The organism is Tepidisphaeraceae bacterium, from assembly GCA_035998445.1.
GTDB lineage: Bacteria > Planctomycetota > Phycisphaerae > Tepidisphaerales > Tepidisphaeraceae > DASYHQ01.
Genome location: DASYHQ010000032.1, coordinates 149,179 through 165,593, shown reverse-complemented (window position 1 = coordinate 165,593; position 16,415 = coordinate 149,179). Strand labels below are relative to the sequence as shown.

At 65.6% G+C, this 16,415-nt stretch carries 9 protein-coding genes and 2 tRNA genes; 8 read left to right on the top strand and 3 right to left on the bottom strand.

Features of this window, described 5'->3' with window-relative positions:
* Positions 1-82: 82 nt before the first annotated feature.
* From VGN72_13055 to VGN72_13040, 4 genes are all read left to right on the top strand, one after another.
* Entirely contained in the window at positions 83-316 is a 234-nt protein-coding gene (locus tag VGN72_13055; GenBank protein ID HEV7300289.1) for a hypothetical protein, read from the top strand.
* A gap of 74 nt (positions 317-390) precedes the next feature.
* Positions 391-463 (top strand) — tRNA-Gly (locus tag VGN72_13050).
* Between the two features lie 201 nt (positions 464-664).
* Positions 665-738 (top strand) — tRNA-Cys (locus VGN72_13045).
* A gap of 28 nt (positions 739-766) precedes the next feature.
* Entirely contained in the window at positions 767-2,791 is a 2,025-nt protein-coding gene (locus tag VGN72_13040) for a GH92 family glycosyl hydrolase (GenBank protein HEV7300288.1), read from the top strand.
* A gap of 249 nt (positions 2,792-3,040) precedes the next feature.
* Here VGN72_13040 and VGN72_13035 read toward each other — a convergent pair whose 3' ends face one another.
* The 3 genes from VGN72_13035 to VGN72_13025 all read right to left on the bottom strand — a co-directional run bounded on the left by VGN72_13035 (position 3,041) and on the right by VGN72_13025 (position 6,839).
* Entirely contained in the window at positions 3,041-5,119 is a 2,079-nt protein-coding gene (locus tag VGN72_13035) for a beta-galactosidase (protein ID HEV7300287.1), read from the bottom strand.
* A gap of 104 nt (positions 5,120-5,223) precedes the next feature.
* A complete protein-coding gene (locus tag VGN72_13030) occupies positions 5,224-5,700 on the bottom strand; it encodes a Rieske (2Fe-2S) protein (GenBank protein HEV7300286.1) in 477 nt (158 codons plus the stop codon).
* On the bottom strand, positions 5,697-6,839 hold the full coding sequence (locus VGN72_13025) for an amidohydrolase family protein (protein ID HEV7300285.1): 1,143 nt from the start codon (positions 6,837-6,839) through the stop codon (positions 5,697-5,699). The genes VGN72_13030 and VGN72_13025 overlap by 4 nt, the downstream gene beginning before the upstream one ends.
* Before the next feature lie 138 nt (positions 6,840-6,977).
* On the opposite strand from VGN72_13025, the gene VGN72_13020 reads away from it, so the two are divergent.
* The 4 genes from VGN72_13020 (at position 6,978) to VGN72_13005 (ending at position 16,361) form a co-directional block, all read left to right on the top strand.
* Entirely contained in the window at positions 6,978-7,841 is an 864-nt protein-coding gene (locus tag VGN72_13020; GenBank protein HEV7300284.1) for an AraC family transcriptional regulator, read from the top strand.
* 302 nt (positions 7,842-8,143) lie between these two features.
* Positions 8,144-9,043: a CsgG/HfaB family protein gene (locus VGN72_13015; protein HEV7300283.1), complete on the top strand. Its 900-nt coding sequence runs from the start codon at positions 8,144-8,146 to the stop codon at positions 9,041-9,043.
* 244 nt (positions 9,044-9,287) lie between these two features.
* Complete coding sequence (locus VGN72_13010) at positions 9,288-11,759, top strand: hypothetical protein (GenBank protein ID HEV7300282.1); 2,472 nt, start codon at positions 9,288-9,290, stop codon at positions 11,757-11,759.
* Positions 11,760-11,864: 105 nt separating this feature from the next.
* Entirely contained in the window at positions 11,865-16,361 is a 4,497-nt protein-coding gene (locus VGN72_13005) for a VWA domain-containing protein (GenBank protein ID HEV7300281.1), read from the top strand.
* Positions 16,362-16,415 lie beyond the last annotated feature (54 nt).

Below are 16,415 nucleotides of genomic sequence, written 5' to 3'. Positions count from 1 at the left end.
CCTACGCTGGCTGCATCGCCGGCGCGATCCCCATTGCCAACTACATCACCGCCTGCGCGACACCGGTTTCAGAGACGTCGCCGTGGTCGACAGCGGCGCGAATCTCAACGCCTATTCAAAGGTCGACAACCAATCCGCCTGCTGCGCTCCACCGGCGGTCACGTCCTCCCCGCTCACCCTCCTCCCCGCGACGAACAGCAGCGTTTGCTGCGGTTCCGAGGTGTCGTCCGTTCACGATGGCCTGGCCGATCTGGTGCGCAAGCACGACGTGAACGCCTACGCCGCCAGCGCGAAGGTGTATGCGATCGAGCCTTAAGTGTAAATTGATCTGATAATGGCTATTCCCCACCATCTTGACCCATTGGCTAAGCCGGTTACGATATCGGCCGTGCGGGTGTAGCTCAGTTGGCAGAGCGTCACGTTCCCAACGTGAATGTCGAGGGTTCGACCCCCTTCACCCGCTTCGAAACGAACGCCGTTGGCCCGTAACGAGGCCAGCGGCGTTTTTGTTTGCGTAACGATGTTGTTGGCTTTGCCTGGTTTTGCCGACGGCAGGATTCGTATTGGAGAATGGGCACGAACGGGACGATAGCGTTCTTACACTTTGGCTGCGTTCGGGGTCACTTGCCCGAATACGTAGCCGCTGTTATCTTGCGAAATTCGCGGCCGGATACCCAAGCGGACTAAGGGGACGGATTGCAAATCCGTTATTCGTGGGTTCGAATCCCACTCCGGCCTTTCCACCTTCCTCAACTTCTAAAACCACATGAGCTTGATCGAACTGGTTAATCCGTTGCAGGGCACGGACAGCCGTCATTCGTTTTCCACCGGCAACACGTACCCGGCCGTCGGTGTGCCGCGCGGCACGGTCTACTGGACACCACAGACTGACGACAGTGGCTTCCTGTTCGATCGGCAAGCGGTGAAGCTGCAAGGTTTCCGCGCAACGCGGACGCCATCGCCCTGGATGGGGGATTTTGGGCACTTCGATGTGTTGCCGATCGTCGGTGCGATCGCCCCAACGCCGGCAGAGCGGGCGAGCGGGTACGACGCGCGGCTGTCACAGGCGCAGCCGAACGTCTATCGCACTCGATTGCTTCGCTACGGCGTCGATGTCGCGATGTCCGCAACGCGGTCGTGCGGCGTATTCGAGTTTCAGTTCCCGGCCGATGCGGGCGAGCAGGCGGGCATCGTCATTCAGACGGGCGAGGCACAGCACACCGCGGGCGCGATGGAGATTCGCCAGCACGCCGGTCACACTCGCGTGTATGGGCGGTCGATGAGCAACAGCGGTGGCGTGACGGCGAACTTTGCCTGCTACTTCGTCGCCGAGGTGCGCGGCGCGGATGTCGTTGGCGTCGGTACCCTCTCCGATGCTGGCCTCCAGGAAGGTTCACAATCGACAACCGCGCCGCGCGCCGGTGCGTACTTGCGCCTTCGAACCGCGGGGCCGGTGTCGCTGTGCATTGGCACGAGCCTGATCAGCTTCGAACAGGCAGAACTCAACCTGTCGCGCGAGGTGGGCGATCGAAGCGTTCAGGACGTCGCCGCTGCAACCGGGCAGCGATGGGAGCGTTGGCTGAATCGCGTGCAGGTTGAAGGCGGCAGTGAGCGTGATCGTCGAACGTTGTACAGTTGCCTGTGGCACGTCGGCCTCTTCCCCATGGCTGGTCACGAGTTCGATGCCCAGGATCGCCCGGTGCATTACAGCCCGCACACGGGGAAGGTCGAGCCCGGCGTCTTCTACACCAACAACGGGTTCTGGGACACGTATCGCACGGTCTACCCGCTGTTGGGCCTGATCGACCGCGCGGGCTTCGGCGAAATCGTCGATGGCTACCTGCAGCACTACCGGCAAGGGGGATGGCTGCCGAAGTGGTGCAGCCCCGGTTACCGCGACTGCATGATCGGCTCGCACAGCGACGTCGTGATCGCCGATGCGGTGATGCACGGCATCGGTGGGTTCGACCATGCCGAGGCGTTCGACGCCATTCGCAAGAACGCCTATGAACCGATCGACGGCACCCACGGCCGGTATGGTCGGGCGGCGTTGAAGGACTACCTTGAACTCGGATACGTGCCGGCCGACGCGAGCAAGTACAGCGTCAGCTGGACGCTGGACAACGCGCACTGCGACTGGGCGATCGCGCAGGTGGCAGCCAAGCTCGGCCGAAATGAAGACGCGGCCGACCTGGTGCAACGCAGCAAAAACTACCGGCACCTCTGGCACGCCGGCAGTGGGTTCATGCGACCGCGCAATCGCGATGGATCATGGCAGAAACCGTGGAGCGAGTTCGGCTGGGGCGGTGCGTACGTTGAAGGTGGGCCGTGGCAGCACTCGTTCCACGTGCCGCACGATCCGCAGGGGTTGGCAGAGCTGTCCGGCGGCGTCGATGGGTTGATGGCTCGACTGCAGCAGATGTTCGACACGCCGCCGCGGTACGAGGTGGGACATTATCCGCAAGAGATCCACGAGATGACGGAGATGGCGCTTGCCGTCGACGCGGACGGCAAGAGCTTCGGGCAGTACGCGCATTCGAATCAACCGGTGCACGCGTTCCTCTACCTGCCGGCGCAGTTGGGCCGGCCGGAGATTTCGGCCCGTTGGATCGAGCGCGTGATGCGCGGACTTTACACGCCGGAGACGTTGCCCGCCGATGAGGATAACGGCGAGATGGGGGCGTGGTACGTGCTGGCTGCACTGGGTCAACTGCCGAGCCCCGCGGGGAGTGGGAAGTATGCGACGGTTAAGACGAACGTGTTTGATCGGGTGACGGCTAACGATCGATAGGCGGCTTTCTTGTCGGTTCCTCCGGGAGAGGGCAAGTCACTGCCTGTCGGACTAGATCCCGCGACGCGAGACGCGCCGGGTGTCATCCCGAGCGGAGCCTAAAGGCGACGGGAGGGAACTCGATTGGCAAGAATTCTCTCGGCAGTGGGAGATCCCTCAGGTCGCCAAGGCTCCCATCGGGATGACAACTTAGCCTGCGCCGTGCCCTGCACAACCGTGCCCTGTCCGGCCCTGCCTGTGCCGCCCCGCTTACACCGCCCGATAGATCTTCGCTGCCAGCGGCTCAAGCGTCAGTTTTTTCTGGGTCAGTTCACCGGTCTCCACATCCTGAAGTTCGCCGGACCGAAGCGTGATCTTCTGTTTTTCGTCCGAGAAGTTCATGAGGAAGATATATGCCTCATCCCCCGCACCGCGCAATTGAGCCGTGACGCCCGCGGGAAGATCGGCATCGATGATCGGGGTGACGCCGTTGTCCGAGATCAATTTCTGGTACAGCGAGGCGCTGGCGGTGGCATCCAGCCGTGTGCCGAGGAAGTAGGCTTGCCCCTTGCCGAAGGCATGGTGCGTGACCGCAGGCTCGCCGGAATAAAAGTCCTCAGCGAACGTGGCGATGGGCGTGGCGCCGGTCAGATGCATGAGGGCAGCGACGTCGCCACCGGAGCCGGGCAGGCCGCTGATGGCGCGCGGCGTACCGTGGGCATGGCGGTCGACCTCTTCCACCCACAGGCCAAATACGTCGCCCAGCCCTTCGCCCGGCCATCCGCCGAGCAGCATGCGGTTGTGCGCGTCGGCCATCGCCGTGTCCCACGTTGCGACGACGGTGCCGCCGGCCTTTACGTACGCGCGAATCTTGGCGGCGAAGGTTGGCGTCATCATCCAGTGCATTGGCAGGACCACGATCTTGTAGCGCGACAGTTCGCGGTCGTTCGAGATCACGTCGACCGGGATGCCGCGCTGCCAGAATTGCTCGTACTGCTCGGTGGCGATTTCGTCGTAGTAGTGCAGCGTGTTTGCCTGCCAGTTCGGCGTGCTGACCCCGGTGCCGCCAGACAACTGCTGAGCCCATCGGCTTTCCCAGTCGTAGACGATCGCCACCTGCGGACGAACCGACGTCCCGAGCACCGCGGGTAACTTGTCGTACGTGTCGGACAGGCTGCGCAGCTCGCGGTAGCGGCGCGTTTCGGTGTGTCGTTCGGTGCCCCAGTGTTCGACGACCGACCCGTGCAGCTTCTCGCACGAACCGCGGCCGGCGCGGAACTGGAAGTAGCAGGTGCCATCGGCGCCGTGGGCGATTGCCTGCAGCATTTCCAGCCGATGCACGCCCGGCCGCTTGGCTTTCTGCGGCGTGCGCCACTGCACTGCGCCGGGGCACGATTCCATCAGCATGAACGTGCGCTCGGGCTTGAAGCAGCGGTACAGGTCCTGTTTCATCGACCAGTACGCCGCCGACCGCGCGAAGCGCGAGTTCGATGGGTCGTAACCGGGATACTGGTCGTCGGCGACCACGTCCACCACGCGGCTGATCGCCTGGTAGTTCAGGCCATGCGTGGTCGTCATGAAGTTCGTGGTGATCGGGATGCCGGGCGTGATCGGCCGCAGGATGTTGGCCTCGAACTGGTACCAGTCGATCAGCTGTTCGTTAGTGAAGCGCATCCAATCGAGCGCCAGCCCGTCCATCACCTCGTCCGTCGGCTCGGCGTGCCGCCATTCGAACGACTGGTGCGACCAAAAGTAGGCCCAGTGGGCGTCGTTCATTTCCTTCAGCTTGCCGTAACGTTGCTCGAGCCACGACGCCCACCAACCACGGCACAGGTCACAGAAACAGTGGCCCGACAGCTCGTTGGAGATGTGCCACATCGACAGCGCCGGGTGATCCTTGTACCGCTCGGCGAGCTTCGTATTGATGACCTTCACCCGATCGTGATAGGCCGGCGACGACCAGCAGTGGTTGTGCCGACCACCGTAGTGAGCGCGGAAACCCTTGGCGTCCACCCGCCGGGCCTCCGGGTACTTTTCGGCGAGCCACGTCGGCATGGCGCCGCTGGGCGTGGCCAGGATCACGCGGTTGCCGATGCCGGCCTGCGCATCCATCACGCGATCGAGCCAGTCGAACGTGAACGTGCCCTCGGCCGGTTCCAGCGAGGCCCAGGCGAAGATGCCGACGCTCGACGAGTTAATGCCCGTCTGCCGCATCAGCTTCGCGTCGTCGTCGACGATCGTCGGGACGGTCGACAGCCACTGGTCGGGGTTGTAGTCGCCGCCATGGATGATGGCGGTCTGGTTCTCGAAGGGGGTGCGGACGCGAGACGACGGCAGGAGATTACGCATAGGGCGCAATCTTCGGCGGGCGCTCCGGGGTGTGCAAGGCGGTGGGCAACGTCCACGCGCAGGGGCAGACTCATGGGCCTGCCCCTACCCACGTGACGCATTGATCAAACGGTGACGACGACGTCCCCCTTGGCGTCTACCTCGACCGGGTAAGTCATCACCTTGCTGTTCTTGTCATACAGGCCCTTGCCGCTGGGAATATCGAACTCCCACCCGTGCCACGGGCAGCGCAGCACTCGGCCGTTCAGCGCCGGCTCGAACTGGTGCACCTCGGCGGGCTTGTGCGTCGCGTGGACGCTGCCCTGGCATAGCGGCGCGCCGTAGTGCGGGCAGACGTTGCGGATGGCGTGGAACTGCCCGTCGATGTTGAACACGCCGATCGAGTGGCCCGGCACCTCCACGATGCGCCGCTTGCCCGGCGGCAGTTCGCTGGCGGCGCACACGGTGACGCGCTTGCCGTTGCGCGCCTTGGGGGGTTGCGCCTCGAAGGCAACCTTGAACGCGAAGTCGATCGCCTTGTTTTCCGTGCCGTACGACGTGTCGATCGGCAACGGTTTCTCGTTGGGTTTGGCGGTGCTCATACGTTGGCCCCCTGCATGCGAGCGATCGCCGCCGCCGCTGCGGCCGCGCCGGCGGCAGCGGCAGACGCGGCGGTGTTCGAGGCGGGCTGTTGCGCGTCGGCCTTCGGCAGGCCGTACAGTTCGGCGGCGTTGTCGTAGAAGATGCGACGCTTCATCGCCGGGTCGATCGCCCGCGGCAACGTGCGGGTGGGCTCGTCGAAGTCCCAGTGGGGGAAGTCCGTCGCGAACATCAGCGTGCGCTCGGCCTTGATGATCTCGAAGATCGACAGCAGCTGCTCGGGGACCTGCGGTTCCTCCAGTGGCTGGGTGGTCAGGCGCACGTGGTCGAACACGTACTCGCTCGGCGCCCGGCGGAGCCAGGGCGTCGTGCTGCGCAGCGCTTTGAAGTTCTTGTCCATCCGCCAGATCGTGTGGGGCAACCACGCCACGCCACCCTCGCACAGCACGAGCTTCATCTTGGGGAACTTCTCGAACACGCCCTCCAGCACCAGGCTGACCAGATGCGCTTGGAACGTGAGCGGAATAATCGTGTGCCACTCGAAGTACGTGCTCGGCCGGCCGACCGGCGTCGCGCTGTTCATCGACCCTTCCTGGCCAGGATGCAGGCAGAGCGGCAGGTTCATCTCCGACATCGCCTCGTAGATCGGGAAGTACCGCCGATGACCGTACAGGTCGCGGCTTTCACCGCTCACGTTCACCTGCACCATCTGCGGATGAGCGCCCGCCCGACGGATTTCCTTCACCGCGGCCTGCGGGTCGTTCACGTTGATGCACACGCTGCCAAGGATGCGCTTGTCGGCGGCGAGCCACGTGTTGATCTGCCAGTCGTTCCAGGCACGGGCGATCGCGTTGGCGGCATCGGGCTGATTGGTCAGGCTGGCCTTCATGCCCGGCGGTTGCAGGATGCCGTAGCGAATGCCGTACTTATCGAGGTGGTCGACCCCGATCTTGTTCGGATCCTTGCACTCGGCGTCACGCCGCGTCACACCGAACGGGTTGGAATAGCCCGTCCCAGGCGAACCGCTGAGCCCCTGGCGCATCATCTCGCGCGCCTCCTCGGGGACGAACGGGTCCAGTGGGTTGTCCTTCGTTGCCTCGGGGTGAATATCACAATCGATAAGCGGGATGGCATTGGACATAAGATCGAGCACCTTCCGTTGAGCCGTTCGTTCCAAAAGACCTGCATGCCGCATCGGCCGCGATCTGGTGCTGTAAATCTGCCATAAATGCTGGACATCGCAAGGCAAATATCGTCTTATCTATGCTCTGATCGTCGCATGCCCAAAGCCGCTTCCGCTTATGTGATTACCCGTACGCTGGCGTTGCCCGCGCAGGGGGTGCCGTACCTGGCGATCGCCCAATTGGGCACCGCCAAGTGGCACCGGGCCCACCAGCACGCCGAGGTGCAGGTGCTGTGGGCGTTGTCCGGTTCGATGGGCATTCGGTTCGACGACGACGAAGAGGTGACGCTCGAGGTCGGCACGGCGTGCGTGATTCTGGCCAACACGTGGCACGTGGTGACGCAGATCCCCCGGGTAGACCCAACCGTGCAGTTGATCGACCTGCGCATCACCGATGATCCCAACAACCCCTTACGCCAGTTTCTGGCGTCCCTAGGACGAGACCGTCGGTTCGACACGCAGAGCAAGGTGGTCGAACTGGCGGCGCATCGGTTGCAGTCGGCGGCGTCGCGCGGGGGGCTGGCCCGGCACGCGGGCATTATGGCAGCGTTGTGGGAACTGCTGGGCGCGCTGGCGGACGAGAAAGCACCCCGCCGTGCCGATGCCGACGACGCCACGCCGGCGACGCGTGACCGGCGCATCGAGGAGGCCGAGGAATTCTGCCGCCATCAACTCTCGTCGCCCCTCACCGTCGACGACATCGCCAGCGCCGTTGGGTTATCGCGCAGTCAGCTAAGCCGGTTGTTCCACGAGACGTACCGCATCGGCCCGGCGGAGCGATTGAGGCAGTTGCGCGTCGAACTTGCGCGCCACCTGCTGTCGACCACCACCCTGTCGATCAAGGAAGTCGCCCATGCTTGTGGTTTCGCCCGAGCCAACCATTTTGGGCGCGTCTTTCAGCAGGTGACCGGCACCACCGCTGGCCAGTTTCGACGCGGTGTGCAGAACACACGTGTTTGATTCAAGTAGAACGTCCAGAGACCCCTCCCGCTTCCACCTGAGCCCGCTTTAAGAGAATTGCGATTGATTGCGTACCTGCTTGATAAAAGTGTGGCACAATATTAAATACGGTGGCGCAACTGTGATCGATGGGGCAGCAGTAGAAAAGCGTCGGTCGCAGTTCCTGGAGCAAGGTCTGCACTAACCACTTCCCGTCATAAGAGTCATACACACTACCGGCGGGGGTTCCGCCGCTTTGGAGAAATACGATGAACGCTGTTTGTAAATCGGTCGGCCGTGGTGCCGTTGTTGGTTCGGTTCTCGTGTCGAGCCTCCTCATGGGCTGCTCGAGCAACAAGGAAGCCGCCCAGCGCGACGTGCTGACCGAAAACGTCGGCAAGTACCCGCCGGCGCCGCAGGGCGTGAACCGCCCGCGCGTCGGCGTGCCCCCCTTCAACGTGAAGGCCGAAGGTGGCATGGCTGGCGGCGGCCTCGACACACTCGCCGCCGACCAGATGACGACGCTGCTGGATCAGACGGAGCGATTCCAGGTGATCGAGCGCGCCCAGCTGGAAAAGCTGCTGGACGAGCAGAACCTCGAAGGCATCGTGAAGTCCGATGAACTGGCCAAGACCGCGCAGGTGCGCGGCGTCGACTACCTGCTGCTGGGCAAGGTGACCAACCTCCGCGTGAAGACCGAGCGTAACGAAAAGGGCTTTGGCCTGGCGCAGGTCGGTGGTGAGTTCTTCAACGCCGGTGGCCTCGACATCAAGAGCAAGAACGTCAAGCTGACGACCGAGGCCGGCGTGGACATTCGCCTGGTCGACCCGACGACGGGCGCGCTGCTCGTCTCGAATTTCAGCGAGTACAAGAAGACCGACACCGCCGGCGCGATGGGCGTGGACATCCTGGGCGCCAGCGCCAACGCCGATGCCGACATCGAGGTGTCGGAAGATGACAAGGGCAAGATCCTTCGCCTGGCCCTGGACGACGCCGTCCGTAAGAGCCTGCCGAAGATCGACCGGTTCCTGACGAACCAGCCGGCCAAGCCCGCCAGCGCCGCCCCGGCCGCCGCTCCCGCCGCCGCTGCTGCTCCCGCGGTTGCCCCGGCTGCCGCCACGGGTGGTGACGCCCAGGCCGGCAAGAAGTTCTGCCCGAGCTGCGGCGCTGCGCAGCAGGCCGGCGCGAAGTTCTGCCCGGTCGATGGCACGAAGATCCAGTAACGGGAATGCTCTGACATCACCCGCGGCGCCGTTAACGCGCCGCCGCGGGCTTTCGCAGGTCGGCGTCGTGATGTGGGACGCGCCGGAGCCTGCCGCCGGGGAGCATATCCGTACGTGTGCCGCGCTCCTCGTCGACCGGGTCGCGTGAGACGACGTTGTGCCAACAGCCCAACCCGCGCGTCGCGGCGAACAAGACATCCCACGCCCGCATTACGCCGCCCAACAGCGCGGTGGAGCTTTGACCATGCAACTCTCAAACGACTTCTGTTCCCGTCTGGCCCGGTTTACGTTCACCGTCCTCATGACCGCCGCCTGGACCGGCTTCGCGACGACCGCCCGCGCCCAGCCCGCGCCGGCGGCCGGTGACGACGCTGATAGCACGGCCGAAGTGAAGCGGGCGGTGGCCTTCCTCGAGCAGATGACCAAGGTCGCCAAGGTCGAACTTCGTCAACCGAACGCGTCGCCGAGCGACGTCACCGCCCGCGCCGCGGCGCTGGGGAACGACGTCGACAAGATGTTCTCGTACGTCCGCGACCAGGTCCGCTACGAACCGTACCGCGGCGTGCTGCGCGGTTCGCGCGGGGCGCTGGCCGCCCGGGCGGCCAACTCGTTCGACAAGAGCCTGCTGCTGGTCGAGATGCTGGCCGCCGGTGGTCATGGCGCCCGACTGGTGCGCGGCACCCTGCCCGCCGACGCCGCGCGCACGCTCGTCGACCAGTACCTCGCCACCGACCCGCTCGCCGGCCTGCTGGGTGAACTCGTTCCTACCAATGCCCCGGCAACCGAAGGCGTGCCCGCCGACTTCGCGGCCCGCGTTGGGCTTGAGAAGGCCTACCTCGACGGGCTCATTGCCGATCAACAGGCCGCATCGCTCGACATCATCACCCAGGCCGAACGCGCGACCCAATCGGAACTGAAGTACCTGCAGGACCAGATCGCCGCAGCCGGCATCAAGCTCGGTCGCCCGCACGACAAGTGGGTCGCCGAGCTGACCGACCGCGCCACCGACCACGTGTGGGTGGAGGTGAGCGATGGCCAGGGTGGCTGGCGGGCGCTCGACCCCAGCTTCCCCGGGGCCACCGATGCCGCTCGCGGCCAGAACGGCGCGGCGATGGACGCCATGCCCGCCGAGTTGCAGCACGCCGTGCAGTTCCAAATCGTTTACCGTCATGGTGAGCCGGGCAGCGAGCAGGAGACGATCGTCGGCGAGATGCCCATCATCGCGGCCGACGCGTTGTGGGCCTCCCCGGCACTGGTGATCGTCCCTGGTGAGGAGATTCCCTCTGCGACCGAACTCCTCGAGATGGACCCCGAAGCCGCGGTCAAGCAGCTGATGTCGATCAAACGCTTTCAGGCGGTCATCAGCCTTGGCGCGCGAAACTTCTCATCGCGGGTCTTCGACCTGAAGGGGAACGTCTTCGAGATGACCACCGACGGCCGGGTGAAGGGCGCCGCCGAGATCGGCCAGGCGACCGGTGGCATGTTCGGCGGCCTGATGGGTGGCGGTGATGACGCCGCCGCCGAGCCGGAATCGACGTTCGTCGATCTGGCCGTCCGCATGACCTTCACCTCGCCCGGCGCCGAGCCACGCGTGCAGTCGCGCGTGCTGCTGACGAAGGCCGACACGACCGGTGAGCACCGGCTTAGCCCGATGCTGTCGTGGCAGATGCTGTTGCAGTCGCACCTGCTCGACCCCGCGGTCGCCGCGCACGACGCGCTGAGCGAGTCGGTGAAGATGATCGACGCCGTGCTGCCGATGCTGCAGGACGGCGAGACGACCAACGAGGAGCTGAACAAACTCTCCACGACGCGCGGCAGCACGTTCCCCACGTTCCTCGCAGGCTTCGCGCAGGTGCGGCAGGCGGGGCTGGCGAGGTTGGTTCGCGAGAACCCGCAGGTCGCCCCGCTTTGGGACCGCCCGCAACTGGTGATCGCCGAGCGCCGGTTCTGCGGTCGCAAGGACGGCGCGCACGCCTGCGCGCGGTTCGGTATGGACATCGTCGACAACGGCCTGAGCTTCGTGCCACGCAACGCCGACGCCACCGCGACCGCGCCAATGGCGGCGCTGCGGCAAGGCGTGTTCGACACGGCGGCCGAGGCGGTGTTACCCGAGACGTCGATCCAGTCGGGGATGGGCCGGTCGGCGCTGGTGGACACGCAACGACTGCGCCTCGCCGGCAGCACGATGGTGGCGTTCGACCCCCGACAGGCCGCGCCGCAATCGGTCAGCGCGACGCTCGCCGAGTCCGACCGCAACTGGATCAGCAAGCACGAACCGACCGGTCACCGCGTGCTGGCGTTCACCGCCCCCGCCGCGGGAAATGACATCGACGCGGCCGACCTCAGTTGGTGGTCTTTGGATCCGGAGACCGGCACTATCCTCGGCCGGCGTGACGGGGGCCGAGGCAGCGCGATGGTCGAGTACGGCATGCAGATCTTTATCGTCGGCGTGTGCCTGATCTTCGTTATGGTCCTGCAGCAATGGGAGATCGAGAAGCAGGGTGGGGGCAAGCTGCAGGGCAAGGCCCGCAACGCCAACGCGATCCAGATGCTTGGATGCTTTCTGGGCCTGGGAACCGGCGCGCTCGGCGTTAACCTGGCCGGGCGTGCGGCGCTGTCGGCCAGCCAGAAATTCGTCGTCGGACAGGCGCTGGGTGTGATCAACGCCGCGATCGGTGGCGGCATCAACCTCTGGGGTTACAAGGCTGCCGAGTAGCGAGTTCGGCTCTCGCGGCGAGCCGCGCGAGCGTGTTGGCATGGAAGGTCGGAGTTTCGGGAGATGACGATGCGAGGTTCTGCAGTCGCACGGATGTGTTCGCGCTTGTTCGTACTTGCCACGACGGTGTCCAGCCCGCTTTGGGCGCAGGCGGTCAATGGCGAGCCGGCCGGCCCACCGCTCATCGTCACCACCGCCGGCCTTGCCGCCGCCGCCGAGGGCGACGCGCCCGCGGCCATGCTGGCCGGTGGTGGCGCCATCGGCCCGCATCGCGTCGACGCCGCCGACCTTAGCGCGGCGTTCACGATGCTGGGGTACGAGGCCGTGAACCTCGGCGCCGTCGATTTACGCTCGGGCGCCGATGCCGTGCGCGCCGTGGTTGAAGGTTCGCACGTGCCCGTGGTATCGGCCAACGTCTACCGGGCCGGTGGGCAGGAGCGCATCGCCAAGCCGTTCGCCGTCGTGGAGACGGGCGGCAAGAAGCTCGCCGTCACCGGCATCACCATGACGTCGTTCGCGCCGGCGCCGGGGTTAGCCATCGGCGATCCGCTCAAGAGCCTCTCCGACGTGATCGAGTCGGCCAAGGAGCAGGCGGACGGTGTGGTCGTGTTGGGGTGGGGCATTGATGTCGGCCTCGCCAGCGAGATTGCCAAGGCCTATCCCGCTGTGCAGTTCGTCGTCCGCTCGGGCCCCGGCCTGCCCGACCCCCGCCCGATGCAAGTCGGCAACGCGTGGATCATCCAGGGCCCGGCCAACCGCTACACGATCGGTCGCACATTCGTCACGAGCGACGCGAAAGCGCCGGTAAGGCACGAGCTCGTCGCCGCCGCCGTCACGCCTGATGCAGCAATCGACCTGTCGGCCGCCACCGCGGCCGCCGACCCAATTGCGGCGGCCAAGCCAATCACCACGACTGCGGTCGCCCCACCGGTATCGTTAGCCGGCGATGAGTCGCAGCCCTACGGTGCGACCGCTGGTAACCGCGCCGCCCACTTCACTGTCCATCGCCTCGCTGCGCGCAAGGAGTACGGCCCGGTGAAGGCCGCTGAGGGTCGGTCGCTGCTCGTGCTTGAGGTGGAGTTCGAAAACATCATCCCGCTCACGCTCGTGCGCGAGCGGCAAACGCCCACCGAATACCGAATCCCGCAGCTCGGCGACCACCTGTACGTCGTCGTCAACGGGCGGCAGACCGCGCGATTACACCCGCTGGCCAACGACCTGCCGGGCCACGTGCCGGCGGCCGACTTCAGCCTGGAGCGCATTGGCTCGACCGTCCGCGGCAACGCCGTCTTCAAACTGCCGGCGGGCGAGGTGGAGACACTCGAGGTCCGCTTTTACGATTACGCCCACGGCCACTTCACATTGCCGTTGGTCGTGCCCGCGGGTGGCTCGCTCGCATCGACGGAAAAGCCGCTTGCGGAACCGGTGAAGAACGAGGTGCTGAACGCGGCCGTCTATGGCATCCAGAAGCAGCCGAAGTTGGCCGATCGCACGGCGCCGCCGAGCATGCAGTACATCACGGTCGACTTCCGCGCCACCAGCGAGTTCGCCACCGAGGCCGACGCCAGCGCGTTCGACCCGAAGGCCAAGCCCGGCGCGAAGATGAAGGTCGGTACCGTCGCCGACTGGACCGATGCGATGAAGTACGCCACGCTCGTCGTCGACGGAGAGTACGGTTACGCCGCCATTACCGAACTGTCACCGCTGGGCGAATCGCCCCGCTTTCTGCCCGACCTGCCGACCGGCGGCACGATCGCGTTCCTGGCGCCGGCCGAGACCAAGAGCATCGAGCTGCGCTGCGACGTTCCGAACGCCAAAACGCCCGAGGGGAAGGTCATCCGCCCAAAGGGGCTGACGCTCCCGATCGAGGGCACGCGCCCCGCGCTGGTGGAACGCAAACCGATTTCCGAAGCGATCTCAGATGAGATGTTCCGCCTGGCCGTGACCGGGAGCGCCGCGGCGCCGGAATTTGGGGGGCAGAAGGCGCCCGAGGGGCAGCAGTTCCTCGTGCTGGATGTCAGCGTGAAAAACGCGGGGACGGATGGTGAGTTCCTCCAGGCGAAGGAACAGCTGAAGTACGCGACGTCGGCCGGTGAACAGGAGGCGTACGCCGACGTGACGACGCAGGGCGTCCATCAGCCGGCCGAACTGCACTGGGTGCCGGCGGGCGAGACGCGCAGCTTTCAGGTCGTCTACGCGATCGACGCGGCCGAGGCCAAACCGCGGCTGGCGTACAACGGGTTGAGCCTGGCGAAGATCATCGACCTGCCCGCATTGGGTGCTGCGGTCGCGGATGCAGGCGCCAAGCCCGATGCGCCCGCGACCGATAAGCCAGAGGCGACGCCCGAACAGGTCGCGACCGCCACGCCCGCCCAACCCGCAGTAGAGCAGCCGGCTGTCACGCAGAAGCCGGCCGAGCCCGCCAAGCCGTTGAAGGCTGAAAAGGGCGTGACGATCAAGGTGGGCGACAAGCTCTTCCCGGCCCGCGTGCGGGCCAAGCAGGAGCGCCAGCCGCAAGGGCTGGAGGGCGTCGGGCTAACGCCCGCGATGGTGAACGCCGCCATCGATCGTGGTGCCGAGGGCCTCTGGAAGCGAACGATCGAGCGTTTGAACCGGGAACGCGAGCCGTTCGGCGCCGAGGACAACGACATCCTCGTGGCGCTGGCGCTCGTCCACTCGAATTATCACAAGAAGAACCCAGCGTTCGATGCCCACCTGCGTGGCATGCTCGCAAAGTATGAGTTAGCAGCTCGGCACAGCACCTACGAGATCGGCATCGTCTGCATGATCATCGACTCGTACGGCGACCCGGCGTTCTCGTCGAAGCTGCGCGAGTGCGCCCAGTGGCTGCTCGACCAGCAAGGCTCGGACGGCACGTGGAACTACGGCCGCCGCGAACCCGTGCCGGGCCTGAACGCACAGGACCGCCCCGCACGCCGGACCCTGATGGTCGCCGGTGGCCACCCGCCCGGCGAGCCCCCCGCCGGTGGCGCGCCGTTGAAGCGCCGCACTCCTTGGGAAGCGGGACAGAGCGGTGACAACTCGGTCACGCAGTACGCGCTGCTTGGCCTGCATGCGGCAAGCCGCAGTGGAGTGGCCGTTCCACCCGAGACGTTCCAGCGCCTGCTCAAGGAGAACCTGGAGCGTCAAAGTGATATCGACGGTGGTTGGTCTTATCATGGCAGCAGCTACGGCTACGGCAGCATGACCTGCGCCGGCATCTGCGCCACCGCCATCACGCGTCATGAACTGGGCGAAGCACAGCCCTGGGACCATGAGTCGGTCGAGCGTGGTCTGGCATGGTTAAACGCCCGCTTCATGGTCGACAACCATCCGGAGAACAAGGACGACTGGGTCTACTACTATCTGTACTCGCTCGAGCGCGTCGGGCGCATTCTCGACACCGAGTTCATCGGCGAGTACGAGTGGTACCCGCTTGGCGCAGAGTGGCTGCTTCAGGGACAGAAGGAGACGGGCCTGTGGTTCTGGCCCAGCGGGCCCGAGAGCGAGCTGCACGCCGAGATCCCCACGAGTTTCGCGCTGCTCTTCCTGACGCGCGCCACCGAGTCGCTCGGCCATACCGAGAAGACGGGCCCCGGCCTGCTGAAGACCGCCGTCGAGGTGCCGCCGGGCAATCGGCTGTACGTCATCCTGGACTGCTCCGGTTCCATGCTGGTCGAGATGGCCGGCCGGCAAAAGTTCGAGATCGCCAAGGACGCCGTCCGCGCGCTGCTGGAGGCGCTGCCGGACAACAGCGAGGTCGCGATGCGCGCGTACGGCTATCGCCTGCGCGCGATCGAGGAAGGCGCCAGCGAGGACAGCAAGCTGCTGGTCCCGATGGCGACGCTGGACCGCAAGAAGATCGGTGACATCGTCAACGGCCTGCGCGCTCGCGGCAAGACGCCGCTGGCGTTCAGCCTGGAAGAGGCGGCCAAGGACCTGGCGCGCATGCAGGGCACTGAAGCGTCGCCCATCACCTGCGTGCTGCTGACCGATGGCGGTGAGGACTCGCAACCGCGACGCGATCCGATCAAGGCGGCTGCGGAGTTCGGGAAGCTGTCGAACGTGAAGCTGCGAATCGTCGGCTTCGACATCAACCGCGCCGACTGGAGCGAACAGCTCCAGGCGATGGCCAAGGCGGCCGGCGGCACGTATCTGGCCGCCAACAACAGCGAGCAACTCGTGCGCGAGCTGAAGTCCTCGGTCTTCGGCATTCCGGAGCAGTACGAGCTGTTCGACGAGCAGGGCAACCCGCTCGCCAAGGCGCCATTCGGAACGGAGAAGCAGTTGGAACCTGGCAAGTACACGTTCGTGACCACCTTCGCCGGCAAGCGGTTCGCCGAGCCGTTCTGGGTGAACGCCGGTTCGACGACGTCGATCACGTTCGACCCGGCCAGCATCCCCGTGGAAGCACTGGGAGACAGCGCCCCCGCCACCGATGCGCCCCCCGCGACGCCCCCCGTTGCCACCCCACCGGCGCCCGATGCGCCGACGACACCGGCGGACGGCGGAAACGTTGCGAAGAAGTTCTGCACGAACTGCGGCGCGGCCCTGGCGCCCGGTGCGAAGTTCTGCACGACGTGCGGCGCGAAGGTGGAGTAGCCTGGATTGATTGATGGCCCGCGCGCATTCCGGACGCTGCGCCAACCGTCATCC